Below are 26,905 nucleotides of genomic sequence, written 5' to 3'. Positions count from 1 at the left end.
CTTGCCAGCCACCGCCACCGCAGTCGCCACCGCCACCGCCACCGCCTCACCACCTCAGCCTCACCACCGTGCCTTGCTACCGCGGCTTGCCACCGCCACCGCCACCGCGACCGCCTCACCACCTCAGCCTCACCACCGTGCCTTGCTACCGCGGCTTGCCACCGGCCACCGCGACAACCCTGCTGTCCCTGCCGTCCAAGCTGTGTCTCCCGGTGATCAACTCGGCTTCCTGAGAACCGGGGCGTTGCACCGGCCCAGACACCGCGACTCCCTGAAAGCCGAGTCGGTCACCGGCGTCGCGGCGGTCGCGGTATGAAAAAGCACGGCGCGGGGCAGGGCGTGGTCGCCCAGCGACACCCGACCGGGCGACACGCCGTCTCGGACGGGTGGTCGCGTCGGTAATTCGCTGGATGCGCCGGTTTGAGGAGCGTAGGGTTGCAGCCCGCTTGACGGCCGAGGTGAGCTGCACCGGAACGGACGTCTTCGCGCCGGGCGGCCGGCCATCCGCCCCCGGACACGCGAGCGCGCAGCAGATGTGAACGATGGGACGTCAGCATGCCCGCACTTGACCTCGACACCCAGCTCGACACCGACACCGACCTCGACGCGGACCTGGCCGCCGAACGCGCACACCTCACCACCTCGCGGGCGGCGCTGGGTCGGATGCGGGAGCGGGCCGAGTCTCTCTTCGCCACCGGTGACCAGGTGGCCGGCGACGCGTACGCGGCCGAGACGCTCGGCCGCACCCTGGCCCGCCGGGTCGCCGAGCTGGCCGACGACCCGACCACTCCGCTCTTCTTCGGCCGCCTCGACTTCGCCGCCGCCCCAAACAACAGCAGCACCACCGACAGCAGCGCCACGGACAGCGGCAGCCCCAACCGCAGGCCCACGGACGACAGCAGCACGAGCGACAGGCCCACAGCCAACAGGCCCGCCAACGACACGACCGCGCCCGACGCCAGCGGCGATCATCACGGTCGGCGGTATCACGTGGGGCGGCGGCATGTCACCGATGAGCGTGGTGAGCCGTTGGTGCTGGACTGGCGGGCACCGGTCTCCCGCTCGTTCTACCGGGCGAGTGTGCGGGATCCGCAGGGGGTGGCGGTTCGGCGGCGGTTCGGTTTCAGCAATGGTGTGCTGACCAGCTTCGAGGATGAGCGGTTGGACCGGGGCGAAGAGCTCGGTACGACCAGTCGGATCCTCACCGCCGAGATCGAGCGCCCACGCGTCGGGCCGATGCGGGACATCGTCGCCACGATCCAGCCGGAGCAGGACGAGCTGGTCCGGGCTGACCTCGCCGACTCGATCTGTGTGCAGGGCGCGCCGGGTACGGGAAAGACGGCGGTGGGTCTGCACCGGGCCGCGTACCTGCTCTACCTGCATCGGGAGCGGTTGCGGCGGGCGGGTGTGCTGATCGTCGGGCCGAACCGGGCGTTCCTGTCGTACATCGCGGCAGTGCTGCCGGCGCTCGGCGAGGTCGAGGTCGAGCAGGCCACGGTAGAGGAGTTGATCTCCCGGGTGGCGGTTCGGGCGGTCGAGGCGCCGGCGGTGGCCGCGCTCAAACACGACGTACGGATGGCGAGCGTGCTGCGGCGCGCGGTGCAGGGGCAGATCGGCACCCCGACCGAGTCGATCACCGTGTCGGACGGCTCGTTCCGTTGGCGGATCGGGGTGGAGCCGTTGCACCGGATCGTCGAGGAGACCCGCCGGGAGGGGCTGCCGTACGGCACGGGTCGGGAACGTGTCCAGGCGCGGGTGGTGAGTCTGCTGCAACGGCAGGCCGAGGCGCGGCGTGCGGAGTCGCCCAGCGATGCCTGGCTGCGCCGGATGAGCCGCTGCCGGCCCGTGCTCGACTTCCTGGACGCGGTCTGGCCGGCGCTCACCCCGGAAGGGCTGGTGCACGGCTTGTTCTCCGATCCGGCCCGGCTCGCCGCGGCGGCGGACGGGCTGCTCAGCGACGCCGAGCAGGCGCAGTTGAGCTGGGTGAAGCCAGCCCGAACGCCGAAGGCGACCCGTTGGACCGCCGCCGACGCGGTGCTGATCGACGAGGCGACCGGGTTGCTGGAACGGCTCTCCGGATTCGGGCACGTGGTGGTGGACGAGGCGCAGGATCTCTCCCCGATGCAGTGTCGGGCCATCGCTCGGCGCAGCGAGCACGGCTCGGTCACGCTCCTCGGTGACCTCGCCCAGGGCACCGCGCCGTGGGCGGCGACGGACTGGAGGGAATCCCTCGCCCACCTGGGCAAGCCGGACGCGGTGGTGGTCCCGTTGACAGTCGGTTTCCGGGTACCCGCGGCAGTCGTCGCATTCGCGAACCTGCTGCTTCCGGCGCTCGCGGTGGACGTACCGCCGGCCGAGTCGCTGCGCCACGACGGCGGCCTGGACGTGCGTACGGTGACCGACCTGACCTCGGCGACGGTGGCCGAGGTGCGCGCGGCGCTCGCGCACGACGGCTCGGTCGGTGTGATCGCCGCGGACGACGCGGTCGACGGCCTGCGCGCGGCGCTGGCCGAGGCCGGTGTCGAGACCGCGACCGCCGACGACGTGGCGGCCGCGGAGCGGGTCACCGTGGTGCCGGCGACGCTGGTCAAGGGCCTTGAGTACGACCATGTGGTGGTGGTTGAGCCGGCCGCGATCGTCGCGGCCGAGCCGCGGGGGCTGCACCGGTTGTACGTGGTGCTCACCCGGGCGGTGTCCCGGCTGGCGGTGCTGCACGTCGCGCCGCTGCCTGCCCCGCTCGTCGGCGGGTCAGCCGGCTGACAGGGCTGCCGCGACCTCCCGCAGCGGGCGGCTGGAGTCGGCCAGCGGCACGTGGAACGACAGCCACGACCCGTCGGTGAAGTCGATCCTCAGCCGCTTCCAGTTCAACCGGTACCTGCCGACCCGGGCGGCGACGGTCGTTCGCGGGACGGACCCGAGCAGTTCGACGTCGGCCTGCGCCTGTTCGTCCGCCGCGGAGCCGGAGAGCAGCCCGACTGGTGCGGTCGCACCGAGCAGCAGCCGCTGGTCGGTGACCCCCAGCACGAGGGTTCGGAGGCCGGAGCCCTTCGTCGCCACCGTCAGGGCATGGTGCAGCACGGATGCCTGGGAATCTGGCTCGCCTCGACCTCCGACACCGAAGAAGAGCCAGTCGACGGCGTTGTCCGCCCGACCGAAGGTGATGTTCGGTGACAGCACGTTGAGCAGGACACCCAGGACGCCCGGGCCACCGGTGGCGGGCGGGGCCGACGGCTGCGAGGGCGGCGCCGGCGTCAGCCCGCCGCCCGCTCGCACCTGGGCCACCGCGCGCACCTGTTCGCCGGCCCCCAGCAGTCGAGTGATCCCCTCGACGTACCGTGCCTGACTTTCGTCGGCCGTCATCAGCGCCCCTCGTGGTCGGCGGACCGACGCGGACCGGCTCCTGGATCGCCGATGACCTCGCCGACCAACTCCCGGACCTGGGCCGCGGCGGCCTCCTGCGCCCGGTTGGCGGCTGCGGTGAACTCCTCGGCCAGGCTGTAGGAGTCCAGTCGCATCGCCCGCGCGTTCAGCTCGGTAGAAACGATCTTGCCGTCGGCCGCGGCGGTGACCCGTACCAGGCCGGAGTCGCTCACGCCCTCGGCGCTGGTCTGCTCCAACTCCGCCATCCGGTCGGCGAGTTGCCGCTGCCATCCGTCCAGGTTGCGAGCCAGCGCCTCGATTCGGTCCAGGGCGGGGAAGGTCATGGCTGCCTCTCAGTTCAGGATGGAGTCGAAGACATTCTGCACACCCGCTGTGTACGGGCCCAGGTCCTCGCTGTACGTGCCGTCGACCAGGTAGTTGCGGTCCTTCTGCCCGTCGGAGATGTCGTGCAGGCCCACGCCGGTGTCCAGCAGAGCGCCGCCGAAACCGGGGATGTTGACCGGCGAGACCTGGTTGATGACGAACTTGCCCGGAAAGAGGGTCTTGAACTTCTCGACCTGGAAGGCACGCCCCTCGGGCGTCCAGCCGCCCTTGCTGAGCAGCTTGTACTGCTTCTTCCGCTGCTTGAGCTCCATGACGGTGTCCGCGTACTTGCGAAGCTGGCCGGCGACCTTGCCCAGCCGGGCGGCGAGGCGGGTGAGCACCTCGGCGAACCGGGCGACGATCTTGACCATCCGACCCACTGTGGTGGCCAGCCGGGCCAGCACCCGGACCACGGTGGCGGCCAACGAGACGCCGGCGCTCAGCGCCGCGGCCACCGCCGCGATGATCACCTCGGTGAGGAACCAGAGCAGGAACTCGAGGATCAGCTCGACCAGCAGATTGAACGCGTCCACCGCCGCGTTCGCCGCCTCGACCAGCACGTCCTTGGTGCCGTCGAGCCCTTGGGCCAGCTCCTCGATCGCCGCCTCCACCGACTCCATCGAGGCATGGAAGCCCTCTGCGGCGTCGCCGGTCCACGCGCCGCGCAACCGGGCCCGGTCGGCGATCTGGTCACCGGCGATCTCCCGTACCGCCGCGCCGGTGTCCAGGCAGAGCTGCGCCGCCCGCATCAGGTCGTCCGGTTCGCCGGCGACCAGCTCCAGCAGCTGCTCGAACGGCCAGAGCACCGCGTTGGAGAGCGGCTTGAAGGGTTCGGGCGTGCCCGAGACGATCTGCTCGAAGTAGGTCTTGTTGCGCTGCAACGCCTCGGTGCTCACGCCGGCACCGAACCGTTCGGAGCGCCGATGCCACCCGACCAGGGGCCGGGCGCGATGACGTCGGGAGCGGGCGGGCGGCCGGGCACGAACAGGTCGGTGTTGGCCGCGTCGGTGCCGGTGTAGGCGGCGGCGGTGTCGGTGAGCCCCTCGGCGATGTCCGCCATCATCTCGGCGCCGTCGGCGAGCCCTTGCAGGCACGCCTCGAACTGCTCGGCGTACGTCGCCGCGAGGTTGAAGGACGCCGGCATCACTCCGAAGGCGTGCCGTGGCACGTGCCCGTCACCGAAGGCGCGGTGCAGCTCGCGGAAACGGGCCGCCCGATCCTTGGCCCCGGCGGCGAACGCCGTCAGAGCCTCCGGCTGGACCTCCAGCTCATTGCTCGGGCTTGACACGAACCCTCCCCTGTGGCCTGTGCGACGGATCAGCCGTCACGACTGACCACCATAGGCACTGCTCGCCGTTATCGGGGGGTCCCGTCGGTGATGGCGGGGTCACCCACCTCGACTTTGTGTCTTAAAGTAGTTTGCGTGGACCCCGACGATGACTCACCACCCACTGACGCCGCGGCGGCGCTCCGGCTGATCCAGGACCAGCGGTCGGCGACGGCACGCCGGCTCGACCCCGACGCCCGCCTGCTCTACTGGCCGTGGAGTGTCGCCTGGCTGGTCGGTTTCGGGCTGTTCTTCCTGCGATTCCCCCCGGGTGACCGGGCGCTGGTCCACCTGCCGAGCTGGCTGCCGCTGACCGTCCTCTTCGTACTGCTCGCGGCCGCCGGAGCGACCCAGGCGGTGGTCAGCGTGCGGGCCTACGACCAGGTGAGCGGCGATTCCGCCCGTCGGGGGCAGTGGTACGGGTACGCCTGGGCCCTCGGTTCGGTGAGCGTCTACGCGGGGCTGGGCCGGATCTCCGAGCACCTGCCGCACGACCTGGCGGCGCTGCTCTGGTCGGCGACCGCCGTCGGGCTGACCGGTGCGCTGCACATGGCCGGCGGGGCGGTCTGGCTGGACCAGGACCTGTTCCGCCTCGGCGTCTGGATCAGTGTGATCAACCTGATCGGTGCGATCGCCGGGCCGGGCTGGCACGCGCTCGTCGTGGCGGTGGCCGGCGGCGGCGGAATGCTGGTGGCCGGCGCGCTCGCCCGGCGGCGACAGCGACAGCGGCAGCAGCCGTGACCGAGCTGGATCCGGTCATCCACGCGCAGGCCCGGCTGCGGGTGGTCGCCAGCCTCTCCGCACTCAACGTCGGCGACAAGATCGCTTTCCCCCGCCTACAGGAACTGCTCGCGATGACCGCCGGCAACCTCTCGGTGCACCTGCGCAAACTCGAGGACGCCGGCTACGTGGAAATCAGCAAGACCCATCGTGGGCGCACCCCGGCGACCCTGGTCGGGCTCAGCCGGCGAGGTCGGCTGGCGTTCGAGGAGTACACCGAAGCGATCCGCGCCCTGCTCGACCCCGCCCCGTCGAAGGAGCAGCCATGACCCTCGCCCGCGCCGAACAGGCCAGCCGCCGGTACGGCGACGTCCTCGCCCTCGATCGTGTCGACCTGGAGGTCCGGGCCGGTGAGCTGGTCGGCCTGCTCGGGCCGAACGGCGCCGGCAAGAGCACCCTGATGAACCTGCTGGTGGGCCTGCGCCGCCCCAGCTCCGGACGGGTCGAGCTGTTCGGTCGCGACCCCCGCGACCCGGCGAGCCGTCGGCAGATCGGGGTCACCCCGCAGGAGACCGGCCTGCCCGGCACGCTGCGCGTCGGCGAGGTGGTCGACTTCGTCTCCGCGCACTACCCCGACCCGGTGCCCCGGGCTGAGCTGCTCGACCGTTTCGGTCTCGCCGACCTGGCCCGGCGGCAGACCGGTGGGCTCTCCGGCGGGCAACGCCGCCGGTTGGCGGTGGCGTTGGCGTTCGTCGGCCGGCCCCGGCTGGTGCTGCTCGACGAACCCACCACGGGCCTGGACGTGGCCGCCCGGCACACCCTGTGGGCGGCGATCCGGGCATTCCACGACGACGGCGGCACCGTGCTGTTGAGCAGCCACTACCTGGAGGAGGTGGAGGCGCTCGCCCACCGGGTGGTGGTCATCGGGCAGGGCCGGGTGCTCGCCGACGACACAGTGGACGCGGTGCGCGGCATCGTGGGCGTCCGCCGGGTCAGCCTGATCGCCGACAGCCTGCCCGACCTGCCCGGGGTGGTGCGCACCGAACGGGTCGACGGTCGGCTGCACCTGCTCACCACCGACGCCGACGAGCTGGTCCGCGCGCTGGTCACCACCCAGACCCCGTTCACCGACCTGGAGGTACGGCCGACCTCGCTGGAGGAGGCGTTCCTCGCCATCACCAGCGGAGAAGCGACCAGCGGAGACGTGCCCGCCGGCACCGACCGACCCACCACCGCCGCTGCCGGCGGCCGACCCACCACAGTCTGAGGAGGCGACAGTGCAGCTCGCCCTGGTCCACGCCCGCTACCAACTCCTGGAGATCATCCGGATCCCGGTGGCAGTGTTCGGCAGCGCGTTCTTTCCGGCCGCCGCCATGATCTTCTTCGTGGTGCCGTTCGCCGGTGACGACGCGGTCGGTGCCACCTACGCCACCGCGTCGATGATCACCTTCTCGGTGATGAGCGCCAACATCTTCCAGTACGGCGTCGGTGTCGCCGAGGACCGCGACCAGCCCTGGAACCCGTACACCCGGACCCTGCCGGCCGGGCCCGCGCCGCGGTTCGCCGGCCGGGTGCTGGCCGGTCTGGCGCTGACCTACCTCTCGCTGATCCCGGTCGTGGTGATCGGCGCGACGCTGACCGCGGCCCAGGTCACCCCGGCAGCGTTCCTGCTGGCTCTCGGCACCGTGGCGGTCATCTCGGTGCCGTTCACGCTGATGGGGCTCGCCATCGGCTACTCGCTGCCGAGCAAGGCGGCGATCGTGGTGGCGCAGGTGCTCTTCCTGCCGCTCGCGTTCGGCGGCGGCCTGCTCTCCGCGCCGGGCGACGCGCCCGGTTTCATCGAGACGATCGCGCCGTACCTGCCCACCCGGGGCGCTGCCGAACTGATGTGGGCGTCGGTGGCCGACTACGACGTGGAGCCGCTGGCACTGATCATGCTCGGTGTCTGGGTGGTGCTGCTCGCCGCACTCGCCGGCTGGGCCTACCGGCGGGACGAGGGTCGCCGGTTCAGCTGACGATTCGTCCGTTTCCGCCCCGGGCCGCGGCGGGACGGTGCCAGGATTCCGGCAGGGGGCCGCCGTGGCCGCCCGGGCCGAGAGGGGTCTTGACGTGAGCACCGTCCCGCCGGGTACGCCCTGCTGGGCCGACCTGGCCACCCCGGACCTGACCGACGCGCGGCGCTTCTACCCGGAGCTGTTCGGGTGGACCGGCCAGGTCACCCCGGAGCCCGAGGCGGGCGGTTACACGGTCTTCCTGCTCGACGGTAAGCCGGTGGCCGGCGCCGGCCCGCCCGCGATACCGGACCAGATTCCGATCTGGTCGACGTACCTCGCCACCGACGACGCAGAACTGGTCGCCGGCCGGGTCGAGCGGGCCGGCGGGCAGGTCGTCGTACCCCCGTTCGAGGTCTTCGACCGGGGCTGGATGGCAGTCTTCGCCGATCCGGCCGGCGCCACGTTCAGCGTCTGGCAGCCACTGGCCATGGCCGGTGCCGAGGTGTTCAACGTGCCGGGCGCGATGAGCTGGAACGAGCTGGTCACCCCCGACCCCGAGGGCGCGAAGGTCTTCTACGAGCTGGTGTTCGGCTGGCAGCCCGACGACCAGGCGGTGGGCGCGATGACGTACACCGGGTGGCGGCTCGGGACCCAGATCGTCGCCGGGATGATGCCGCCGCTGGCCGACGACTTCCCGGCCGACCTGCCCGCGTACTGGACGGTGTACTTCGCGGTGGCCGACGCGGACGCCGCCGCGGCCCGCGCCGCCGAGCTGGGCGGAACGATCCTGGTCCCGCCCCGCGACATCCCGGCGGGCCGCTTCGCCGCCCTCCGCGACCCCCAGGGTGCCCTCTTCTCCGTCATCGACCTGGGCCCCTGACCCAGCGTCTGCATGCTCAGGGGCGGGTGGGACGCACGGGGACCACCAGGGGGCCGTGGGCGCCGGGGACCACCCGGACGCTGGCCCGGTAGTGGGTGGCGAGCAGTTCCTCGGTCAGCACCTCGGGCGGAGTCCCGGCGGCCACCACCTGACCGGCGGCGAGCATCACCATCCGGTCGGCGTACTCACCGGCCAGCGAGAGGTCGTGCATCGTGGCCAGCACGGTCAGGCCGTGCTCGCGGCGTAGCTGGTCGACGACTTCGAGCACGTCCTGCTGGTGGCCGATGTCGAGCGCGCTGGTCGGCTCGTCGAGCAGCAGCAGCGTCGCGCCCTGGGCGAGCGCGCGGGCGAGGAACACCCGCTGCCGTTCGCCGCCGGAGAGGGTGGCCAGCTCGCGACGGTGGAAGCCGGCGAGGTCCAACCGCCCCAGCACCTCGTGCACGGCGTCGACGTCGGCTGTCGACTCCCGGCCCAGGGTCGGAATGTACGGGGTGCGGCCGAGCAGCACGTAGTCCAGCACCGACATGCCGGGCGGCACCACCGGGGACTGTGCCACAGTGGCCACTATCCGGGCGCGGTCCCGACGGCGCAGCGCGGCACTCGGCGTACCGAAGAGAGTGATCGCCTTCGGCGCGGGCAGCAGGCCGCCGACGGCCCGCAACAGGGTGGATTTGCCGGCGCCGTTCGGGCCGATCACTGTGACCCACTCGCCGACGGCGACGGTGAGGTCGACGCCGGTCAGGATCGGCGTGCCACCGAGGGCGACGTGCAGCCCACGCACCTCGACGGCCGGCGTGCCGGCGGCGGGTTCGCGGCTCACGTGAGCACTCGCCGGGCGGTCCGCAGCACGAGGACGAAGAACGGGCCGCCCAGCAGGGCGGTCACCACTCCGATCGGCAGCTCGGACGGAGCGGCGACGGTGCGGGCCACCACGTCGGTCAGCGCCAGGAACGCGCCGCCGAACAGCAGTGACATCGGCAGGATCACCCGGTAGCTGGACCCGGCGAGCAGCCGGACGGTGTGCGGCACGATGATGCCGACGAAGCCGATCAGACCGGTCGCGGAGACCGCCGCGGCGGTGCCCAGCGAGGCGGCGGCGATCAACAGGTATCGGGTGCGCTGCGGGTGCAGGCCCAGACTTCTCGCCTCGTCGTCGCCGACCGCGAGGACGTCCAGCTCGCGGCGGTGCAGCAGCACCACGACTGTGGTCAGCGCGGCGTACGGCAGCACCAGCAGCACGTCGTGCCATCCGGCGGTGGCCAGCCGACCGAGCAACCAGGAGTAGACCGGCTGGATGCTGTCGGCGTGTCGTTGCAGGAGGTACGTCTGCCCGGCGGAGAGGAACGCGGAAACCGCCACCCCGGCCAGGATCAGCATGGCCGGTGACCCGCGTCGCCCACCGGCCGCGCCGAGCACGTAGGTCATGGTGACGGCGAGCAGCGAACCGGCGAACGCGGCCAGCGGAATGGTCATCGGCAACCCGGAGAGCGTGCCCTGCCGGCCGGCGCCGCCGAGAGCGATCGCCGCGGTGACCGCGAGGCCGGCGCCGGCGGCCACACCGAGCAGGTACGGGTCGGCCAGCGGGTTGCGGAACACGCCCTGGTAGCAACCACCGGCGAGGGCGAGCAGACCGCCGACGAGCAGGCCCAGCACCACCCGGGGCAGGCGCAGCTCGGTGACGATCGCGATCTCACGCTCGGTCAGCCCGCTGTCGAGGTGCACCCCGGGAAACAGGTTGAGCAGCTCGGCGGCGACGCTGCCCGGGGGCAGGCTCACCGGGCCGAGGGACACCCCGACGACGAGCGCGACGAGCACCGCGACCAACCCGGCGACCAGCCACCGCATGCGCAGCCCGGCGGGCCTGGCCCCGGACGGCAGCCCAGCCCGCCGGGCCCCGGAGGACGGCAGCCCGGCGGGCCGGGCCGCGGAACGTGGCTCGGCCCGCGGGGACGACGGCGGCGGCTCGGCCGGCCGACCGGTTGGTGCCGGATCGGACACCTGTCGCGGCCCGGTCACCGACGGACGACGGTCACGCGGGCACCTTGGCGACCGCGCCGATGATGACCCGGAGCAGGTCCACGACCCGTGGGCCCCAGCGGGAGGCGATGTCATCGTCGAGGGCGACGACCTGGTTGTTCTTCACCGCGGTGAGGCCGGCCCAGCCACTGCGCGCCTTGACCGTGTCGGCGCTCTGCTGGCAGCACTTGGCATCGGCCAGGAAGACGAAGTCCGGGTCGGCCTTGACGATGAACTCCTGGGACAGCTGCGGGTAGCCGAAGTTCTTACCGTCCGCGTCGGCCGGGTCGGCGATGTTGGTCAGACCGGCCTGGCTGTAGAGCGAGCCGATGAAGGTCTTGCTGGTGGCGCTGTACAGCTCCGGGCCCAGTTCGTGGAAGTAGGTGAGCTTCTCGGCGCGCTGCGGCAGGTCCTTGACCAGCTTGGCGATGTCGTCCTTCATCCGGGTGGCGACGTCGGTGGCCTGGTCGGCGTGCCCGGTCAGCGTGCCCAGCTCGGTGATCTGCCGGTACGAGTCGTCGAGCGTGACCGCCGCCGGGGTCTGGTACACCGGAATCTTCAGCTTGCCGAGCTGTTCGACGATCTTGTTGCGGTCGTCGGAGAGCACCACCAGGTCGGGGTTCTTACCGGCGATCGCCTCGGCGTTCGGCTGGAAGGCGGAGAGGTCGGTCTTGGGCACGTCGGCCGGGTAGTTCGACTGGTCGTCGACGGCGGTCACCTGCGGGCCGGCACCGATCGCGAAGAGCATCTCGGTGGCGGTGGGCGACAGCACGACGATCTTCTCGGGGCGCTTGTCGAGGGTGAGCGCGCCGACGGTGACCGGGTAGGCGGCGGCAGCGGTGCCGGCTTTCGGCTGGTCGTCGGCCTTCTCGGCGCAGGCGCCGAGGGCGAGTGCGGTGACCGCGAGGGTCGCCGCGAAGAGCCGAGGGGTACGTCTGAACATGGGGGCCTCCTGTCGGTCGAGGAGTGTGGTGCTTCGCCGACAGGGACTTTCGTACGCCCGCCCACGAGGCGCCCTTCCTCGAGAGCGCGTTTCGCGACCGATCCGTAGGCGACCTGGCTCGTCCCCACCTACCGGTGGGGCATCACAGTTGCGGGACAGCGCCGGGTTTCGCACCGGCTTCGCTGCGGACTGGTCGCTATGACGGTAGCGCACCGCCAGGACGTGCCGGATCGATCAAGGGCCGGTCGGCAGTCGTCGATACCTCGGACACCCGCACCAGGCGGGGCCGGGAGGCTTATGTCCGAGATCCTGGGGTTTCGGAGCGGGTGGTGGGGCCCCGCCGGGGCGGGACGGGGCCCCACCCGATCAGGAGGACGTGATGGTGACGTTGTCCACAGCCGCCTCCACCAGGCTGGCTCCGGACGCGTCCGCCGCCTCGACGAGCACGCGGACCGACTGGCCGGCGTACGGGGTGAGGTTGAGGTTGGCTACCGCCCAACTCCCGTTGCGGTTGCTGGCCGCGCCGGCCTGGGTGAGCAGCGCCGTGGTGCCGCCGTTGTGCACCACGCTCACCCGCAGGTAGTCCGCTGACGAGGCGTTCGAGCCGTGCGCCAGGTACCAGGCGAGCGACAGGGTCAGCGTGCCGGACGACGGCAGGCTCACCGCCGGGGACCGGGCGCTGGTCACGCCGCCGTCCACGTCGTAGTCGCCGGCCGCCGCGCCGGCGAGCCGGCCGGTGACCAGGTCGTTGGACCCGGCGTACGGGGTGAGCTGCTTGGCCCCGGAGGACGTGGTCGCCTGGGCGGCGCCCCGCTCGAACCCGCCGAGGGTGGCGGTGTCGGTGCCGGCCGGGTTGATGGTCCAGCCGGTGGCGGTCTCGAAGGTGTCCGACCAGACAGTGGTGCCGCCACCGCCGCCGCAGTACTGCGACTGCTTGCCGATGGCCCGGTACGGGCAGTCGGCGTACTCGCTGAGGAGCAGCACCGCCTCCCGGTTGCGCGAGGTCTGCGCCGGGATCACCTCGTCGGGCGGGTAGAAGCCGCCACCACCGGACGAACCCGGGTACATCTCGAACGTGTACGCCCAGATGTTGTGGGTGGCCCACATCCAGTCGATGCTGTCCCCGTCGGTGATGTAGAGGTCGCTGGACTGTTCCGGCGTGTAGCCGTTGGTGGCCGCCATCTGCTGACCGATGGTGGCGAAGGTGTTGTACTGGTCCGCGTTCATCCCGGTCGCGGTGTTCGCTGTGGTGTAGCCGTACGGCCAGAGCACCAACTGCGAGTACGTGTGGAAGTCGATGTTGGCCTTGATCTGCTGGACACCGCCGACCACCCGGCCGTTGACGAAGGTGCGCAGCGCCTGCGTCTCGGGCGCGGAGAACGCCGACGGCCCCCGGTAGGTCTCCGACGAGGTGCTGCCGGACGAGCCGCCGCAGCATCCCCAGTTGTAGGACCAGTTGCGGTTCAGGTCGGTGCCGACGTTTGACGAGCCGCTGTTGGGCTGCCGGTTCTTGCGCCAGGAGCGGTACGACCCGGTGGCGATGTCGTACTCGCTGCCGTCCGGGTTGACCGTCGGGACGATCCAGAGCTCCCGGCCGTTGACGATGTTGGTGATCCGGGAGTCGCTGCCGTAGCCGTCGGTGAAGAGGTTGAGCAGGTAGATCGCCATCTCGACGGTCAGGTGCTCACGGGCGTGCTGCTGGGAGTTGAACAGGATCTCCGGCTCGTTCTCGTCGGTGCCGACGTTGTCGGAGATCTTCACGGCCATCAGGTCGCGGCCCTCGTACGACGAACCGATGCTGATCTTGCGGGCGATCGCCGGGTGGTCGGCGACGACCTGGTTCACGACGGCGGTCAGTTCCGCGTAGTCGTGGTAGTTCGAGTCGGCCGGCGGAAAGGCCAGCGCGCCGAAGTCGCCGGCACCGCGCTCGGCGTTGGGTGGCGGGGCGAGCGGTTCCAGCCGGAAGCCGAGCTTGCCGATCGCGGCGGCCTCGCCCGCGGTGGCCGAGATGTGCAGCACGCCGTGTTCGGAGTAGTCGATGGCGGCTCCGGTGCGGGCCACCGCGTTGCGGTCGGCGAGGGTCCGGGGCCCGAGCACCCGGTAGCCGGCGGCGGCCTGCTCAGCGGTGCGGTCCGGTGCCGGTCGGGCGGCGACCGGGCCGGCGGCGACGGTGACGATGCCCAGCCCGGTGATGACAGCGAGCACCAGGACACGGCGGAGGGGGGTGGGCGTGCGGAGGGCCATGGACTACCTCCTCGATGGGCGGGAGATCCCGCTCGGTGAAGGACACTTCACCACCTGTCACATGGTCATATCAATATTGGTCGCTGCGTTGGCCATCCCAGGTGGATCATCGTGGCGGCAATGATTTTCCATCAGTCAACGTCTGGCGAAACTTCTCTCCAAGCGGAAAACTGACCAGCGACGATGCCCCCTCGACACCGCGGAGCACCAATGGCCAGATCCCGCCTGCGCGCGGCCGCCCTCGCCGGCGTCACCACGCTCACCCTGCTCACCAGCGCCGCGCCCGCGCTGGCGGTCCACCCGCCCGCCCCCGCCCACGACGAGCAGATCACCTACCAGGACTGGTCCGGGCCCGCCGACTGGCACCGGGGCAGCCGGGACGGCACCCGCGTCGTGCCCGGCGCCCGAGCGGGCGTCACCCTGGCCCGTCCGGCCGGCACCATCGAGTACGCGGACCCGCACACCGGCGCCACCCGCACCTGGGAGTACGGCACCTGGACCTCGCCGGTGACCCGGGTCGGGTTCGACGCCACCGAGCTGATCGCCTCCTGGAACGCGGAGACCCCCGCCGGCACCTGGATCCAGGTGGAGATGCAGGGCAGCTACACCAGCGGCGACCAGACCCCGTGGTACGTCCTGGGTCGCTGGGCGTCCGGCGACACCGACATCTTGCGGACCAGCGTCAACCGGCAGGGCGACCCCTGGTCGACGATCTGGACCGACACCTTCAGCATCGACGACGCCGCCGCCGGGGTGCTGCTGCGTTCGTACCAGCTCAAGCTGACCCTCTACCGCACACCCGGGCAGAGCGCCGCCCCGGTGGTCCGGATGTTGGGCGCGATGAGCTCCACGGTGCCGGACCGGTTCACGGTGCCGCCGAGCGCCGGGCACATCGCCTGGGGTCGGGAACTGCCGGTGCCGCGCTACTCGCAGAACGTGCACTCCGGGCACTACCCCGAGTACGACGGCGGCGGCGAGGCGTGGTGCTCACCCACCTCGACGGAGATGGTGGTCGAGTACTGGGGACGCAAACCGTCGGCGGCCGACACCTCCTGGGTGGACCCGACCTACCCCGACCCGACGGTCAACCACGCCGCCCGGATGACCTACGACTACGCGTACGACGGCGCGGGCAACTGGCCGTTCAACACCGCGTACGCGGCCAGCTTCCCCGGGCTGGAGGGCCGGGTGACCCGGCTGCACTCGCTGGACGAGCTGGAGCGTTTCATCGCCGCCGGCATCCCCGTCGTGACCAGCCAGTCCTTCCTCGCCAGTGAGCTGGACGGGGCGAACTACGGCACCTCCGGGCACCTCTTCGTGGTGGTCGGCTTCACCGCCGACGGCGACGTGATCGTCAACGACCCGGCCTCGTCCAGCAACGACGTGGTGCGCAACGTCTACAAGCGTGCGCAGTTCGAGCAGATCTGGCTGCGCACCAAGCGCACCAACGCCAGCGGCGGCGTCTCCGGCGGCTCCGGCGGCATCGCGTACCTGATCAAGCCCACCGCGAAGCCCTGGCCCAAGGTCCCCGGCTCCACCAACTGGTAGGCCACCCGGCCCGGCCCCACCCGCTCGGCCCCGCCGAACGCGGGTGATCAAGAGGTTTGCGTCACCGGAAGCCGATTCCGTGACGCAAACCTCTTGGTCAACGGGAGGGCTGGTCGGTGGGGGGCTGGTCGTCTTCGCCGGCTAGGGCGGAGCGGAGGCGTTCCTTCTCGGTGCGGCGGCGCTCGGCTGCTTCGGCGATCTCCCCGGCCATCTCGTCCCGCCACCCGCGCAGCAGGAAGAAGGAGAGCGCGGCGGAGAACACCAGCGCCAGCATCAGCTTCAGGAACACGTTCATGTCGATCAGCCAGAGGCCCGCGAGCACGGCGACGAACAGCCCGATCCGGCCCAGCGTGTACTTCAGCGCGGCGCTCACCTGCACCACTCCGTTCTCTCCGTCGCCCGCCGCTGCCGGCGGAAGGGTCGAACCGCCCGACGGGCGGTCGTGGTCAGCCGGTCCGGCGGGCCAGCCAGCGGACACCCGGGAACCAGAGGGCCGCGTACGCCACTGTGAACGCCCCGGCCGCCAACGCGCCGGAGAGCAGCGGCGGCAACCCCGCGCCCAGACCGGCGATCAGCAGCCCGGCGAACACCCCGACGGCGGCGGCGACCACCGCGGCCACCACCCGGGCCGCGCCGAACTCCCAGGCCCGGAAGTCGTCCCAGAACAGCCAGGCCGGCAGGATCACCGCCAGCCAACCGTTCGTGTGCCCGAAGTCGCCGGCGCCGATCGAGGCGAACGCCCAGTCGAACAGCACCAGCGCGAGCACGCCGATGACCAGGCCGGCCAGGCACACCCCGAGCAGATCGCCCAGGGTACGGATGCGGCCCTCGGCGTCCCGGCGGGGAAAGCCGCTCTGCTGCTCAGGTCCTCGTTGCTCGGTCATCGACTGCGAGGGTACGTGGTGGCTCAGGCCCAGACCTGCTGCGGCTCGGCGCGCCGCTGCGCCAGCGACGGGGCCTTGTCGTACTCCCGGACCACGTTGTAGCGGGTGTCCCGCTCGACGGGCTGGAAGCCGGCGTCCCAGATCAGGTGCAGCAGGTCGTCCCGGTGCATCGTGTTCGGGGTGCCGTACGAGTCGGCGTCGTGGGTGATCTTGTATTCGACGACGGAGCCGTCCAGGTCGTCCACGCCGAAGTTCAGCGAGAGCTGCGCCACCGACAGCCCGTGCATCACCCAGAAGTTCTTCAGGTGCGGCACGTTGTCGAAGAGCAGCCGGGAGACGGCGAACGTCTTCAGCGACTCGGCCGGCGAGGCCATCGTGGTGCGCGCCTGGATCCGGTTACGGATCTTGCCGTCCGCCGAGTCGACGAAGTCGTGCTGGTAGCGCAGCGGGATGAAGACCGCGAAGCCGCCGGTCTCGTCCTGCAGCTCGCGCAGCCGCAGCACGTGGTCGACGCGGTGCCGGGGCTCCTCGATGTGGCCGTACAGCATCGTCGCCGGGGTCTTCATGCCCTTGCTGTGCGCCAGGGCGTGGATGCGTGACCAGTCTTCCCAGTGGCAGGCGTGGTCGACGATGTGCTGCCGGACCTCCCAGTCGAAGATCTCCGCGCCGCCACCGGTCAGCGACTCCAGGCCGGCGTCCATCAGCTCGTCGAGGATCTCGTCGGCGCTCAGGCCGCTGATCTTCTCGAACCACTGCACCTCGGTCGCCGTGAAGCACTTGAGCTTGACGTTCGGCAGCGCCGCCTTCAGCTCGCGCAGCACCTTCGGGTAGTAACGCCAGGGCAGCGTGGGGTGCAGGCCGTTGACGATGTGCAACTCGGTGAGCTGCTCGTCCTCCATCTCCTTGGCCTTGCGGACCGCCTCGTCGATGCGCATCGTGTACGCGTCCTTCTCGCCCGGCTTGCGCTGGAACGAGCAGTACGCGCACGACGCCGAACAGACGTTCGTCAGGTTGAGGTGCCGGTTGACGTTGAACATCACCCGGTCGCCGTTCAGCTCGGTGCGCTTGTGGTGCGCCAGCCGCCCCAGCCAGGTCAGGTCGTCGCTCTCGTAGAGGGCGACCCCGTCCTCCCGGGTCAGCCGCTCACCGGCGTACACCTTCGCTTCGAGCTCACGCTTGAGTCCGGCGTCCATGGCACGTCCCTTCCACCTGCGGTCCGGATCGAGCGTACGTCGCGGCGCCGACGGGCCCGGCGGCACGGTCACCGGCAGCGACCCACTTCACCAGACTCTCAGCCTCCCGTAACCCGACAACGCATCGACATGAGTGGCGCGGTGCGGTAGTAACAAGGTGGGGCGGAACACACACACTGGTACCGTCCCGGCGGTCGCGCCCACCGAGCGCGGCGACGAGCGGTTGGACGGGGAGCGGCATGGTCTACAGCGGGCGCGGGCGACGGCAGCGACGACGGAGCCCGGTGATCTCGCCGGTCCTACGTCCGAAGCTCTGGGCCGCCCTGCTCGGCGCGATCGCCGCGGCCGTGCTGGCCACCCCCGCGTACGCGGAGCCCGGCGTGCCGACCACAGTGCCGGACACCGGTTCGCGCCCGGCGGTCACCGGCTCGATTCAGCTGCCCGGCGGCGCGCCGGTCGCCGGCGTGCCCGCCCCTCCGGTGGTCAACATCGGCAACGGTCCGCTGGCCACCGCGATCTCCGCCGGTGAGGTCCAGGTCGGCGCGCTCGGCGAGGCGTTGCTGGTGAGTCGGCAGAAACGCGTCGACGCCCAGGCGCAGCTCGACGCGGCCGGCAAGGCCCTGGCAACCGCACAGGATGCCCTGCTCCGGGCCCAGCAGACGGCCGACACCGCCGCCGCCGAGGCCGTCAAGGCCGCCGCCGCGCTGCCGCCGGGCGACTTCGCCCAGGACATCCGCGGGCTCAGCCGCCTCCAGGCGATCACCCGTGGCGAGAAGGTCGACGGCGGCACCACAGGCGTGGCCGGGGAGCTGTCCCGGGCCCGCGCCGGCGAGCAGGCCGCGTACCAGAAGCACAGCCAGGCCAAGGATCTGCTCGTCGCCGCCGAGGCGGAGTTCACCGCCGGTGAGACGGCGCTCCGCACCGCCGAGGCGAGCCTGCTCAAGCTGCGCCGGGACAACGCCGCCGCGCTGATCGAGATCGAACGTCAGCAGGAAGCCGCCGAGCAGCAGATCGGCGCCGGCTACGTCTCCAACCAGAGCATCAGCGGCATGGCCGCGCACCCCCGGGCACTGGCCGCGGTCCGGTACGCGCTCGCCCAGCTCGGCGACCCGTACAAGTGGTCCGAGGAGGGGCCGAACCAGTTCGACTGCTCCGGCCTGATGTGGGCGGCGTACCGGTCCCCTGGCGCCGACTACTTCGACCTGCCCCGGGTCTCCCGCGACCAGTACGCCGCCACCCGGGGCCGTACCGTCCCGCAGAGCGCGCTACTCCCCGGCGATCTGCTCTTCTTCGCCTCGGGCAGCAGCTGGACGACGATCCACCACGTCGGCATGTACATCGGCAACGGCAAGATGGTGCAGGCGCCCACCACTGGCGACGTCGTCAAGATCTCGGTCGTCCGCTGGTCCCGGTTGTACGCCGCCACCCGGGTGATCGGCGCGGTGCCGGCACCGGTCGTGACCAACCCGACCCCGCCCGTCTCGACCCCGAAGCCGACGCCGTCGCCCACGAAGACCACCAAGCCGACGCCCACGAAGCCCACCAAGCCGACGCCGACGCCGACGCCCACGCTGACGACCACCCCGACGCCGACGCCCACCCCCACCCTCACCACCACGCCGAAGCCGTCGAACACCCCGACCACCACTCCGACGACGACGCCGAAGGCCAGCACGAGCGCGACGGCCAGCGCGTCTCCGACGACCACGCCGAAGGCCAGCACGAGCGCGACGGCCAGTGGCAGCGCGACGGGCAGCCCCAGCGCCACGGGCTGATCCGCCACGACCGGCTCCGGCTGTCCGCTCGGGAAGATCTGTGGCACCGTGACAACCAGGCACATCCGACCCGACGTCACGGGTCCGGGTGCGAGCATGGCGCGGAGGGCGGAAATGGCCGAGCAGAGAGATCCGGCGGAGACTGTCGACCCCGTGGTCGACCAGGCCGGTCCACCAGGGCCGGACACCGCCGACCCGGTGGCCGCCAGCGACGCCAGCCCGGCTGCCACCAGCTCGACAGGCAGCGACACCGGCTCGACGGCCGCCGGCTCCGCTGACAGCGACGCCGCCCCGGCTGTCAGCGGCACGGTCGGCAGCGGCACGGCAGTGGTCGGCGCGGACGCCTCGACCGACGCCGATGACGACGCATCGGCGGGCGACGAGCGACAGAGCCCGGCCGCCGCACCGGTCCGCGCACGTGCCAGCGTCGGGACCGCCGGGGCTTCCCGCAGTGACCTGCCGGCCAGCGCTCCGGTCACCGCGACCACCTACCGTGCGACCGGCTCGGCCAGCCCGGCCGACGTGTCGTTGCCGGGCCAGCGAAGCGACTCCTCCGCGTCGGCCCGGGCCAGCGCCACGGTTCCGAGCAGCAGCCGGGGCACTGCCAGCGCCCTGGGCACCCCGGACCGTCGCGAGAGCGCGCCCGCCGTCTATCGAGCCACGCCGGTGGGCGCCGAGCCGGCCCAGCCTCCGACGCCGTCGACTCCGGAGCCGGAACCGGACCCCACGCCACCCGGCTCCGGGCCGACCCAGCCGTCGCCACCGGAACCGGAGCCCGCGCCGGCCCCGGGTCCGTACCCGCCCGACCCGGTGCCGACGCCGGGTCCTCGACCCACGCCGCCGCCCGGTCCGGTTCCGCCCGTTCCGGGCCCGCCGACCCCGCCGCCCTCGCCGGTGCCGCCCATCCCCGGCCCGCCGACGCCGCCCGTCCCGAGCCCGCCGCTGCCGCCACCCGGTCCGCCGGTGCCGGCACCACCGGCGCCGCCCGGCCCGATGCCGGCACCGCCGTTTCCGCCGCCGCCCGCGATGACCGACACGCCCGGCGTACGAGCCAGCGCTTCGGTCTCCGCACCGCCGGCCGGGTGGCCGTCCCCCGGTGGGGCGACCCGCCCGACGTCCGGTGCCGGATGGGCCGGGTCAGCTCCCTCCGCGCCACCGGTGGTGCCCGCGCCAGCGCTGCCGAGCTGGCCACCGTCCGCCGCCGGGGCCTCTTCGTCGACCGGGAACACCGGAAACTCCCGCATGACAGCGCCGGCGAGCGGCCCACCGGGTGGTTCCGCCGGACGGGACGCTGCCGGCGCCCGTGGTGGACGGCACGACAGTCGCACCGATTTGGCCGGCACCGTCTACGGCAACGGCGAGGGCGCCGGCTTCACCACTGTCGCGATACCCGCCAACGCGGTGGAGACCTCCGGCTCGCTGACCGGGCACATCCTGGCCCAGGGTTGGTCCGACACGCCGGCCGAGCGGTCCAGTAACGCCCGGGTGATGATCGTCCTGGCCGCCGCTCTGGGGCTGCTGGTGGCGATCAGTGTCATGGTCGTCCTGCTGGCCGGCGACGCCCTGGACGGTCTGGTGGGCAGCGTGCTCAAGGGGTGAGCCAGCGAGCGCCAGCGATGGTGAGTCCGCCCACTACGGTCGGTCAACCGGCTGGCGGCTTCGCCAGACCGCCGTACACTGGCTGAGATCACTGACCCGGCGCGCGTGGTGTGCGCCCCTGGGCGATCTTGCGGGCGATCCGGCGGTAAAGCCGCGGCAGGCCATCGCGAAGATGCGCCCCGCTCGAAAGGTTTTTGTTGACCACCTCTGCTGACCCCAGCACCGTTACGTCCGTTTTCAACTCAGTCCCGGCGGCCGACGCCGCCCGGGAGCAGCTCGACGTCCCCCCGAGCGAGGCCGGCACCGCGCCGGTGGCGACCGCGCAGGCCGAGCCGACCGAGACCGCCGAGCCGATGAGCTTCGCCGCTCTCGGCCTGCCCGAGCCGCTGGTCCGCGCGCTGGCGCAGCAGGGCATCACCAGCCCGTTCGAGATCCAGCGGGCCACCGTTCCGGACGCGCTCGCCGGCCGCGACGTGCTGGGCCGCGGGCAGACCGGTTCGGGCAAGACGCTCGCCTTCGGGCTGCCGATGATCGCCCGGCTGGCCAACCGCAACCGGGCCCGGCCGATGCGTCCGCGCGCCCTGGTCCTGGTGCCCACCCGCGAGCTGGCCATGCAGGTCAACGACGCCCTGGTGCCGCTGGGCAAGTCCGTCGGCATCTTCCTCAAGACCGCCGTCGGCGGCGTTCCGTACGACCGTCAGATCGACGCGCTGCGCCGCGGCGTGGAGATCATCGTGGCCACCCCGGGCCGGCTCGGCGACCTCATCGAGCGGGGCATCTGCCAGCTCGACGACGTCGAGGTCACGGTGCTCGACGAGGCCGACCAGATGGCCGACATGGGCTTCCTGCCCGAGGTGACCGATCTGCTGGCTAAGACGCCAGCGAACGGTCAGCGGCTGCTGTTCTCGGCCACCCTGGACGGTGACGTCGACGCGTTGGTCAGGCGGTTCATGACCGACCCGGTCACCCACTCCACGGCGCCGTCCACCGCCTCGGTGTCCACCATGGACCACCACATGCTGTTGATCCCGCCGCACGAGAAGTTCCCGGTGGCGGCCTCGATCGCCGCCCGGGACGGTCGGACAATGGTCTTCGCCCGTACCCAGCTCGGGGTGGACCGGCTGGTCGAGCAGCTCGCGGCCGTCGGCGTACGCGCCGGTGGGTTGCACGGCGGCAAGACCCAGCGGATGCGCACCAAGACGCTCGCCGAGTTCCGTGAGGGCCGGATGAACGTGCTGGTCGCCACGGACGTGGCGGCGCGAGGCATCCACGTCGACGGGGTCACCCTGGTGCTGCACGTCGACCCGCCGAAGGACCCCAAGGACTACCTGCACCGCGCGGGGCGTACCGCCCGGGCCGGCGAGTCGGGCGCTGTCGCCACGCTGGTGCTGCCCAAGCAGCGCCGCACCACCCTGGCGATGATGGAGAAGGCCGGCGTCGCGCCGGCCGAGACCCGGGTCCGGGTCGGGGACGCGGCGTTGGCCGAGCTGGTCGGCGCCCGCGAGCCCAGTGGCGTCCCGGTCCGCGTCGAGGCGGAGCCCCGGGGCTACGGCGACCGCTCCGGCGGGTCGCGCCGGTTCGACGACCGCTCCGGCGGCCCGCGTCGGTTCGGTGACCGCACGGGAGGCGAGCGCCGCTACGGCGACCGTCCGCAGGGCGACCGGCGCTTCGGCGACCGGCCCACCGGCGAGCGCCGCTTCGGCGACCGCCCGCAGGGCGAGCGGGGCTACGGTGACCGGCCGCAGGGCGACCGGAGCTACGGTGACCGGCCGCAGGGCGAGCGCCGCTACGGCGACCGGCCCACCGGCGAGCGCCGCTTCGGCGACCGGCCGCAGGGCGACCGGAGCTACAGCGACCGGCCGCAGGGCGAGCGGCGTTACGCCGATCGGGACACCCGGGGACACGGCGACCGGCCGCAGGGCGAGCGGCGGTTCGGCGACCGGCCGCAGTTCGGTGACCGCGACGGTCGGGGCGACCGGCCCACCGGCGAGCGGCGCTTCGGCGACCGGCCGCAGGGTGAGCGGCGCTTCGGCGACCGGGACGCTCGGGGTGGGTTCCGCCCGGAGAGCCGGGTCCGGGACGACCGGCCCCGCGACGACCGGCCCCGCGACGACCGGCCCCGCGAGGACCGCCCACGTGACGATCGGCGCGGTTTCGGCGGGCGACCGGCAGCGCGTACCCACTGATTGATCCACCGAACGCCGTCGTGAAGCCCAGGCTTCGCGGCGGCGTTCGCGCATGCCCTGCCGATACCGAGCAGGTCGCGTAACGTCCGGCTCATGCCGACCATGCCGAAGTCAATCTTCTGGTCCCGGACTGACACCGCCGGCAGCGAGCAGGTCCTGCTCGACGACGGCCACGGGTTGGCGGCCCGGGGCACTCTGCTCGCCGTGGACCCGATCCCGTGGACCGCCCGCTACCAGCTGACCACCACGCCGGACTGGGCCACCACCCGGGTCGAGGTCGAGGCAGAGGGTCTCGGCTGGCTGCGCCGGGTGACCCTGGAGCGGGCCGCCGGCCGCTGGCGGGTGACCACCGCCGAGCAGGGCGACCTGGACGCGGCCCTGGTCGCGGCCGGTCACCGCCGGGCCGGTCTGCCGGGTACGGACGACCCGGACCGGCTGGCCGACGCGCTCGACGTCGACCTGAGCGGTTCGCCGCTGTTCAACACCCTGCCGGTCCACCGGCTTCGGATGGCGGCCGAGCCGGCCGACGTGGCGCACCGGATCACCGTCGCCTGGGTGCTGCTGCCCGGCCTGGAGGTGGTGCCGGCCGAGCAGATCTACACCGGGCTCGGGCCGGGTCGGGTGCGCTTCGCCAGCGGCACCTTCACTGCCGACATCGACCTGGACGACAGCGGCTACGTGGTGCGCTACCCCGGGCTGGCCGAACGGATCGACCCGCGCTGATCACCGGGCCGGCGGGCCAGGCCCGGCCGATCGGCCTCAGAGGACCAGGCCCCGCTGACGGCCCCAGGCAGGTCCCGCTGGCCGCCTCAGGCGGGCCAGGCACCGCTGGCCAGGAAGCGGTCGATGGTGGCCAGGTGCGGGGTCAGGTCGAGGCCCTGGGCGGCCACCCAGTCGTCGGCGTAGTACGTGTCCGCGTACCGGTCGCCCGGGTCGCAGATCAGGGTGACCACCGAGCCGGTCCGACGCTCGGCGAGCATCCCGGCGATCAGGCCGAACGCGCCCCACAGGTTGGTTCCGGTGGACCCGCCCACCCGGCGGCCGAGCAGCGCCGATCCGGCGCGCATGGCGGCCAGTGACGCCGCGTCCGGCACCTGGACCATCCGGTCCACCACCGAGGGCAGGAACGACGCCTCCACCGTGGGCCGGCCGATCCCCTCGATGCGGGACCCCTTCCCGGTGCGTACCGACCAGTCGGCGGCCAGCCAGGCCGGGTAGAACGCCGAGTTCTCCGGGTCGACGACGCAGAGCTTGGTGGCGAGCCTGCGGTACCGGGCGTAGCGGCCGATGGTCGCGCTGGTGCCCCCGGTGCCGGCGCCCACCACTACCCAGGCGGGAATCGGGTGCCGCTCCAGCTCCAACTGCGCGTAGATCGACTCGGCGATGTTGTTGTTGCCCCGCCAGTCGGTCGCCCGCTCGGCGTAGGTGAACTGGTCCATGAAGTGCCCACCGGAGTCCTCGGCGAGCCACCGGGCCTCGACCACCACGCTCGCCGGGTCGTCCACCAGGTGGCACCGACCGCCCTGGAACTCGATCTGCGTAATCTTCTCGGGCGAGGTGGAGGCGGGCATCACCGCGATGAACGGCAGGCCCAGCATCCGGGCGAAGTACGCCTCGGAGACCGCAGTGGAACCCGACGACGCCTCGACGATCGTGGTGCGCGGCCCGATCCAGCCGTTGCAGAGCCCGTAGAGGAACAGCGAGCGGGCCAGCCGGTGCTTCAGCGAGCCGGTGGGATGTGACGACTCGTCCTTGAGGTAGAGGTCGATCCCCCATTCCCGGGGCAGCGGGAACGGCAGCAGGTGGGTGTCGGCGGACCGGTTCGCGTCTGCCTCGACAGCGGCGATCGCCTCGGTCACCCAGGTTCGGCTGGATTCGTCGCACCGGTCGAGATGAGTCACGCTCGGAAACCTAGCAAGCGGGCCAGCGGTGGTCAGCGCGGGTCCGGTGGCGTTGACCTGCGGCGTTGGCGGCGCTGACCGGCGCGGCCGGCGGCCCGGACGAGCGGGGTGAGTGCGACAGCCAGCCTTGGCAGTGCGTCCAACAGGCGTACCTGGGCTCCCCGCCAGCGGGGCAGGCTGACCACCGGACGTGGCCGGCGGGCCAGCCGGACCGCCCGGGCCGCCACCTGCTGCGCGGTCAGCATCGATCCGGTGAACGAGGCCACCGCCCCCGGGTCGTCCAGCCGGTCGTGCAGCATCGGTGTCCAGATGCCGTCCGGGCAGAGGCAGGAGACGTGCACCCGCCGGTACCCGGCCATCCGCAGGTCGGACAGGGTGCCGAGGCTGAACGCCAGCAGGGCGTGCTTGCTGGCCGCGTACACCGTCTCGCCGGGCGCGGCGACCAGCCCGGCCAACGAGACGACGTTGAGCACGTGGCCGTGGCCCTGCCCGCGCATCACTGTCAGCGCGGCCAGGGTGCCGTTCATGGCACCGTGGGTGTTCACGTCGAGCACCCGACGGCGGGTCGCGGCGTCGTGCTCCCACGACGCCCCGGTGACCAGGATTCCGGCGTTGTTGACCCAGAGGGCGAGGTCGCCCCGACCTGCCGCGTTCGCGGCGACGGCGGCGCAGGCGTCCTCGTCCCGGACGTCCAGGGCGGCCGACCAGCCGCCGAGCGGCGCAGCGGCGCTCCGCACCGCCACCGGGTCGAGGTCGGTGAGCAGCACCGACCAACCGTCGGTGTGCAGCGCGGTGGCGATGGCGCGGCCCAGGCCGCCGGCAGCGCCGGTCACCACGGCCACGGGACGCGCCGGCGGGGTCATCGGCGCACGCTACCGCCGGCCGCCCGGGCGACACCAGGGGTACGCGGCGGTCAGGCCGCGGGCGGGCCGACCGGCTGGGGGCGGTTCTCCCACTTCGTGGAGAGCGCGATGGCGGTACGGGTGGAGGCCACCCCCGGCGTCCGGTTCAACCGCACGATCAACTGCTCCAGCTCGGCGATCGTGCCGACCCGCGCCTTGAGCAGGAACGACTCCACGCCGGCCATGAAGTAGCAGGACTCGATCTCGGGCAGCACCCGCAGCGACTCGAGCATGTCGTCGCTGTCGGCGCCGGAGTCCTCCACGATGCCGATCAACGCGGTGACACCCAGCCCGATCGACTCCGGGGCCACGTCCGCGCGGTAGCCCCGGACCACGCCGCTGCTCTCCAGCTTGCCGACCCGCTCGTGCACGGCCGGGGCCGAGAGGCCCACCTGTCGGGCCAGCTCGGCGTACGAGAGTCGGGCGTTGCCGCGCAGCAGGTCGACAAGGCTCAGGTCGATGGCATCCACAGAGAGTGACCTTAACCGCTGACACGTAACGTGCGGCCTTCGGCACCCGTTGGACTGAGCGGTGAGTCACTGTTCATAAACCGCCGGTCAGGGCAGAGGTAGCACCAGTAACATTACTAACTCCCCACTCAGTGCATTTTTCGCGTTTGGGCGGACAGGCCATGTCCCTGGTGCTGTAATTGCCATACGTCCCTCATGACGGCTCTGGGCTACGCACCAGCCGGGGGCAGTGTGTTCAGCCGGGGGCTTCGTCGACGCGAGGAGGGGGCTGTGGACACTGGAGATCGCCTGCTGACACCGGGTGAGGTCGCCGCGCTGTTTCGGGTAGACCCGAAAACTGTGACGAGATGGGCGGCGGCCGGCCGGATAGGAAGCATCCGGACTCCAGGCGGGCATCGCCGGTTTCGGGAATCCGAGGTGCGAGCCCTGCTTGAGGGGGAGGGCATGCTGGACGAGGTGGATGAGGTCGGCAAGCCACGCAATGTGGGGCCGGCGGCATCCACGGGGCCGGGTCCGGCCAACGCCGGCATGTACTGAACTGGTGCGGACAACGCCACGCGGACCGGACACCAGTCCGGT

General features: G+C 72.1%; 26 protein-coding genes. 12 read left to right on the top strand and 14 right to left on the bottom strand.

Annotated features, from left to right (window positions below; genetic code table 11):
- The first annotated feature begins 555 nt into the window (after positions 1-555).
- A complete protein-coding gene (locus ABZ794_RS05290) occupies positions 556-2,760 on the top strand; it encodes an AAA family ATPase (protein WP_357514363.1) in 2,205 nt (734 codons plus the stop codon).
- Here ABZ794_RS05290 and ABZ794_RS05285 read toward each other — a convergent pair.
- From ABZ794_RS05285 to ABZ794_RS05270, 4 genes are read right to left on the bottom strand one after another with little or no spacing between them, the layout of a single operon-like run.
- Positions 2,749-3,360 (bottom strand): hypothetical protein, encoded by a 612-nt coding sequence (locus ABZ794_RS05285; protein WP_210785473.1) that lies wholly within the window; start codon positions 3,358-3,360, stop codon positions 2,749-2,751. The two genes, ABZ794_RS05290 and ABZ794_RS05285, sit on opposite strands and share 12 nt — an antisense overlap.
- Positions 3,360-3,704, bottom strand: coding sequence for a YbaB/EbfC family nucleoid-associated protein (locus tag ABZ794_RS05280; protein ID WP_210785472.1), 345 nt, complete (start codon positions 3,702-3,704; stop codon positions 3,360-3,362). The genes ABZ794_RS05285 and ABZ794_RS05280 overlap by 1 nt, the downstream gene beginning before the upstream one ends.
- 9 nt (positions 3,705-3,713) lie before the next feature.
- Complete coding sequence (locus tag ABZ794_RS05275; protein WP_238689193.1) at positions 3,714-4,640, bottom strand: WXG100 family type VII secretion target; 927 nt, start codon at positions 4,638-4,640, stop codon at positions 3,714-3,716.
- Positions 4,637-5,032: a type VII secretion target gene (locus ABZ794_RS05270; RefSeq protein ID WP_210785470.1), complete on the bottom strand. Its 396-nt coding sequence runs from the start codon at positions 5,030-5,032 to the stop codon at positions 4,637-4,639. The genes ABZ794_RS05275 and ABZ794_RS05270 overlap by 4 nt, the downstream gene beginning before the upstream one ends.
- Before the next feature lie 135 nt (positions 5,033-5,167).
- Between ABZ794_RS05270 and ABZ794_RS05265 the strand changes: the two genes are divergently transcribed.
- From ABZ794_RS05265 to ABZ794_RS05245, 5 genes are all read left to right on the top strand, one after another.
- A complete protein-coding gene (locus ABZ794_RS05265) occupies positions 5,168-5,812 on the top strand; it encodes a transporter (RefSeq protein WP_210785469.1) in 645 nt (214 codons plus the stop codon).
- Complete coding sequence (locus ABZ794_RS05260) at positions 5,809-6,120, top strand: transcriptional regulator (protein WP_091395655.1); 312 nt, start codon at positions 5,809-5,811, stop codon at positions 6,118-6,120. The genes ABZ794_RS05265 and ABZ794_RS05260 overlap by 4 nt, the downstream gene beginning before the upstream one ends.
- Entirely contained in the window at positions 6,117-7,058 is a 942-nt protein-coding gene (locus ABZ794_RS05255) for an ABC transporter ATP-binding protein (RefSeq protein ID WP_238689194.1), read from the top strand. Before ABZ794_RS05260 ends, ABZ794_RS05255 begins: the two co-directional genes overlap by 4 nt.
- Before the next feature lie 10 nt (positions 7,059-7,068).
- A complete protein-coding gene (locus ABZ794_RS05250) occupies positions 7,069-7,806 on the top strand; it encodes an ABC transporter permease (RefSeq protein ID WP_210785272.1) in 738 nt (245 codons plus the stop codon).
- Between the two features lie 94 nt (positions 7,807-7,900).
- Positions 7,901-8,665 carry a VOC family protein gene (locus tag ABZ794_RS05245; RefSeq protein ID WP_091395664.1) on the top strand — a complete coding sequence of 255 codons (765 nt, stop codon included), beginning with the start codon at positions 7,901-7,903 and terminating at the stop codon, positions 8,663-8,665.
- A gap of 16 nt (positions 8,666-8,681) precedes the next feature.
- On the opposite strand, the gene ABZ794_RS05240 is transcribed toward ABZ794_RS05245, so the two are convergent.
- The 4 genes from ABZ794_RS05240 to ABZ794_RS05225 all read right to left on the bottom strand — a co-directional run bounded on the left by ABZ794_RS05240 (position 8,682) and on the right by ABZ794_RS05225 (position 13,868).
- Positions 8,682-9,485: an ABC transporter ATP-binding protein gene (locus ABZ794_RS05240; protein ID WP_210785271.1), complete on the bottom strand. Its 804-nt coding sequence runs from the start codon at positions 9,483-9,485 to the stop codon at positions 8,682-8,684.
- Positions 9,482-10,510 carry an iron ABC transporter permease gene (locus ABZ794_RS05235; RefSeq protein WP_238687154.1) on the bottom strand — a complete coding sequence of 343 codons (1,029 nt, stop codon included), beginning with the start codon at positions 10,508-10,510 and terminating at the stop codon, positions 9,482-9,484. The genes ABZ794_RS05240 and ABZ794_RS05235 overlap by 4 nt, the downstream gene beginning before the upstream one ends.
- A gap of 184 nt (positions 10,511-10,694) precedes the next feature.
- The gene (locus ABZ794_RS05230; RefSeq protein ID WP_210785270.1) at positions 10,695-11,624 is read right to left on the bottom strand and encodes an ABC transporter substrate-binding protein; all 930 of its coding nucleotides are present in this window, start codon (positions 11,622-11,624) and stop codon (positions 10,695-10,697) included.
- Positions 11,625-11,990: 366 nt separating this feature from the next.
- Positions 11,991-13,868: a M14 family metallopeptidase gene (locus tag ABZ794_RS05225; protein ID WP_357514358.1), complete on the bottom strand. Its 1,878-nt coding sequence runs from the start codon at positions 13,866-13,868 to the stop codon at positions 11,991-11,993.
- Positions 13,869-14,078: 210 nt separating this feature from the next.
- Here ABZ794_RS05225 and ABZ794_RS05220 point away from each other — a divergent pair, with 210 nt between their 5' ends.
- On the top strand, positions 14,079-15,416 hold the full coding sequence (locus ABZ794_RS05220) for a C39 family peptidase (RefSeq protein WP_210785268.1): 1,338 nt from the start codon (positions 14,079-14,081) through the stop codon (positions 15,414-15,416).
- Positions 15,417-15,513: 97 nt separating this feature from the next.
- Here ABZ794_RS05220 and ABZ794_RS05215 read toward each other — a convergent pair whose 3' ends face one another.
- The 3 genes from ABZ794_RS05215 to mqnE all read right to left on the bottom strand — a co-directional run bounded on the left by ABZ794_RS05215 (position 15,514) and on the right by mqnE (position 17,493).
- The gene (locus ABZ794_RS05215; protein ID WP_210785267.1) at positions 15,514-15,789 is read right to left on the bottom strand and encodes a DUF4229 domain-containing protein; all 276 of its coding nucleotides are present in this window, start codon (positions 15,787-15,789) and stop codon (positions 15,514-15,516) included.
- 73 nt (positions 15,790-15,862) lie between these two features.
- A complete protein-coding gene (locus tag ABZ794_RS05210; RefSeq protein ID WP_091395682.1) occupies positions 15,863-16,300 on the bottom strand; it encodes a hypothetical protein in 438 nt (145 codons plus the stop codon).
- A gap of 23 nt (positions 16,301-16,323) precedes the next feature.
- Entirely contained in the window at positions 16,324-17,493 is a 1,170-nt protein-coding gene (gene mqnE / locus ABZ794_RS05205; protein WP_210785266.1) for an aminofutalosine synthase MqnE, read from the bottom strand.
- 239 nt (positions 17,494-17,732) lie between these two features.
- On the opposite strand from mqnE, the gene ABZ794_RS05200 reads away from it, so the two are divergent.
- The 4 genes from ABZ794_RS05200 (at position 17,733) to ABZ794_RS05185 (ending at position 23,776) form a co-directional block, all read left to right on the top strand.
- Positions 17,733-19,268, top strand: a complete 1,536-nt coding sequence (locus ABZ794_RS05200; RefSeq protein WP_357514355.1) for a C40 family peptidase — start codon at positions 17,733-17,735, stop codon at positions 19,266-19,268.
- Between the two features lie 114 nt (positions 19,269-19,382).
- On the top strand, positions 19,383-20,867 hold the full coding sequence (locus tag ABZ794_RS05195) for a hypothetical protein (RefSeq protein WP_357514353.1): 1,485 nt from the start codon (positions 19,383-19,385) through the stop codon (positions 20,865-20,867).
- Positions 20,868-21,220: 353 nt separating this feature from the next.
- Positions 21,221-23,053 carry a DEAD/DEAH box helicase gene (locus ABZ794_RS05190; protein ID WP_357514645.1) on the top strand — a complete coding sequence of 611 codons (1,833 nt, stop codon included), beginning with the start codon at positions 21,221-21,223 and terminating at the stop codon, positions 23,051-23,053.
- 93 nt (positions 23,054-23,146) lie between these two features.
- Entirely contained in the window at positions 23,147-23,776 is a 630-nt protein-coding gene (locus ABZ794_RS05185; RefSeq protein ID WP_238683247.1) for a putative glycolipid-binding domain-containing protein, read from the top strand.
- An 86-nt stretch (positions 23,777-23,862) separates the two neighbouring features.
- Here the strand turns inward: ABZ794_RS05185 and ABZ794_RS05180 are convergent, their stop codons facing one another.
- The 3 genes from ABZ794_RS05180 to ABZ794_RS05170 are packed head-to-tail and all read right to left on the bottom strand — an operon-like array spanning position 23,863 to position 26,326.
- A complete protein-coding gene (locus ABZ794_RS05180) occupies positions 23,863-24,954 on the bottom strand; it encodes a PLP-dependent cysteine synthase family protein (protein ID WP_210785264.1) in 1,092 nt (363 codons plus the stop codon).
- A 32-nt stretch (positions 24,955-24,986) separates the two neighbouring features.
- Complete coding sequence (locus ABZ794_RS05175; RefSeq protein WP_210785263.1) at positions 24,987-25,817, bottom strand: SDR family NAD(P)-dependent oxidoreductase; 831 nt, start codon at positions 25,815-25,817, stop codon at positions 24,987-24,989.
- A gap of 50 nt (positions 25,818-25,867) precedes the next feature.
- On the bottom strand, positions 25,868-26,326 hold the full coding sequence (locus ABZ794_RS05170; RefSeq protein WP_091395696.1) for an Lrp/AsnC family transcriptional regulator: 459 nt from the start codon (positions 26,324-26,326) through the stop codon (positions 25,868-25,870).
- 270 nt (positions 26,327-26,596) lie between these two features.
- On the opposite strand from ABZ794_RS05170, the gene ABZ794_RS05165 reads away from it, so the two are divergent.
- Positions 26,597-26,863 (top strand): BldC family transcriptional regulator, encoded by a 267-nt coding sequence (locus ABZ794_RS05165; RefSeq protein ID WP_007454516.1) that lies wholly within the window; start codon positions 26,597-26,599, stop codon positions 26,861-26,863.
- The last annotated feature ends 42 nt before the right edge of the window (positions 26,864-26,905 follow it).

The organism is Micromonospora sp. NPDC047187 (assembly GCF_040643355.1).
GTDB classification, from domain to species: Bacteria; Actinomycetota; Actinomycetes; order Mycobacteriales; family Micromonosporaceae; genus Micromonospora; species Micromonospora salmantinae.
The sequence above is the reverse complement of the archived record's forward strand: the minus strand, read 5'-3'. Positions and strand labels throughout refer to the sequence as shown.

Bases quoted from the DNA above. Each gene is read 5' to 3' on its own strand.
- ABZ794_RS05175 (WP_210785263.1), bottom strand. From the start codon at position 25,817: ATGACCCCGCCGGCGCGTCCCGTGGCCGTGGTGACCGGCGCTGCCGGC.
- ABZ794_RS05255 (WP_238689194.1), top strand. From the start codon at position 6,117: ATGACCCTCGCCCGCGCCGAACAGGCCAGCCGCCGGTACGGCGACGTC.
- ABZ794_RS05290 (WP_357514363.1), top strand. From the start codon at position 556: ATGCCCGCACTTGACCTCGACACCCAGCTCGACACCGACACCGACCTC.
- ABZ794_RS05230 (WP_210785270.1), bottom strand. From the start codon at position 11,624: ATGTTCAGACGTACCCCTCGGCTCTTCGCGGCGACCCTCGCGGTCACC.
- ABZ794_RS05235 (WP_238687154.1), bottom strand. From the start codon at position 10,510: ATGCGGTGGCTGGTCGCCGGGTTGGTCGCGGTGCTCGTCGCGCTCGTC.
- ABZ794_RS05190 (WP_357514645.1), top strand. From the start codon at position 21,221: ATGAGCTTCGCCGCTCTCGGCCTGCCCGAGCCGCTGGTCCGCGCGCTG.
- ABZ794_RS05200 (WP_357514355.1), top strand. From the start codon at position 17,733: ATGGTCTACAGCGGGCGCGGGCGACGGCAGCGACGACGGAGCCCGGTG.
- ABZ794_RS05195 (WP_357514353.1), top strand. From the start codon at position 19,383: ATGGCCGAGCAGAGAGATCCGGCGGAGACTGTCGACCCCGTGGTCGAC.
- ABZ794_RS05285 (WP_210785473.1), bottom strand. From the start codon at position 3,360: ATGACGGCCGACGAAAGTCAGGCACGGTACGTCGAGGGGATCACTCGA.
- ABZ794_RS05225 (WP_357514358.1), bottom strand. From the start codon at position 13,868: ATGGCCCTCCGCACGCCCACCCCCCTCCGCCGTGTCCTGGTGCTCGCT.
- mqnE (WP_210785266.1), bottom strand. From the start codon at position 17,493: ATGGACGCCGGACTCAAGCGTGAGCTCGAAGCGAAGGTGTACGCCGGT.
- ABZ794_RS05185 (WP_238683247.1), top strand. From the start codon at position 23,147: ATGCCGACCATGCCGAAGTCAATCTTCTGGTCCCGGACTGACACCGCC.
- ABZ794_RS05210 (WP_091395682.1), bottom strand. From the start codon at position 16,300: ATGACCGAGCAACGAGGACCTGAGCAGCAGAGCGGCTTTCCCCGCCGG.
- ABZ794_RS05280 (WP_210785472.1), bottom strand. From the start codon at position 3,704: ATGACCTTCCCCGCCCTGGACCGAATCGAGGCGCTGGCTCGCAACCTG.
- ABZ794_RS05220 (WP_210785268.1), top strand. From the start codon at position 14,079: ATGGCCAGATCCCGCCTGCGCGCGGCCGCCCTCGCCGGCGTCACCACG.